The organism is Photorhabdus tasmaniensis, assembly GCF_011189505.1.
GTDB lineage: Bacteria > Pseudomonadota > Gammaproteobacteria > Enterobacterales > Enterobacteriaceae > Photorhabdus > Photorhabdus tasmaniensis.
Window position 1 is genome coordinate 1 of the sequence record NZ_PUJU01000226.1, and the last position, 426, is coordinate 426.

General features: G+C 45.8%; 1 protein-coding gene. It reads right to left on the bottom strand.

All coding sequences use genetic code 11. From position 1 onward, the window contains the following. Nucleotides 1-36: 36 nt before the first annotated feature. On the bottom strand, nucleotides 37-189 hold the full coding sequence (locus tag C5471_RS23680; RefSeq protein WP_133812816.1) for a Hok/Gef family protein: 153 nt from the start codon (nucleotides 187-189) through the stop codon (nucleotides 37-39). Nucleotides 190-426 lie beyond the last annotated feature (237 nt).

Consider the following 426-nt stretch of genomic DNA (forward strand, 5'->3'; position numbering starts at 1 on the left):
ATAAGCGATGGCGGGGATGACTCCCCGCCGTTGCTCTTACCTGGTTTCGTAATCCATGAAAACAGCAACCTCCGTTTGGCCGCTTCGGATGCGAACCTCACAGAGATCCTTCCTCGTGACCAGCACAACCGCTAAAGCGGCAATACAGATTACGATAATAGCGATAAGTACCGCTTTTTGCTGTTTCATGGTTAGCGTCTCCTTGCCTTTCGGCGTGTAAGAGGCTAATCTTATGTTGCTACGCATAGATGGGCCTCAAATTGATTGAAAGATCATTTGGGGCTTTCTTCTATCTGCTCCAGCGCGCCAGAGACAGATAGTCTCAAGCGCCCGCCCAGAATATACCAAAGCAAAATACATATATCTATATATTACATTATATTTCTGAGTTTATTTACCGTAAGCCATTCCTGGCTTGTGATTTAC

What these genes read in the sequence shown, in the direction of transcription:
- C5471_RS23680 (WP_133812816.1), bottom strand. Translation starts at nt 189, where the DNA reads ATGAAACAGCAAAAAGCGGTACTTATCGCTATTATCGTAATCTGTATT.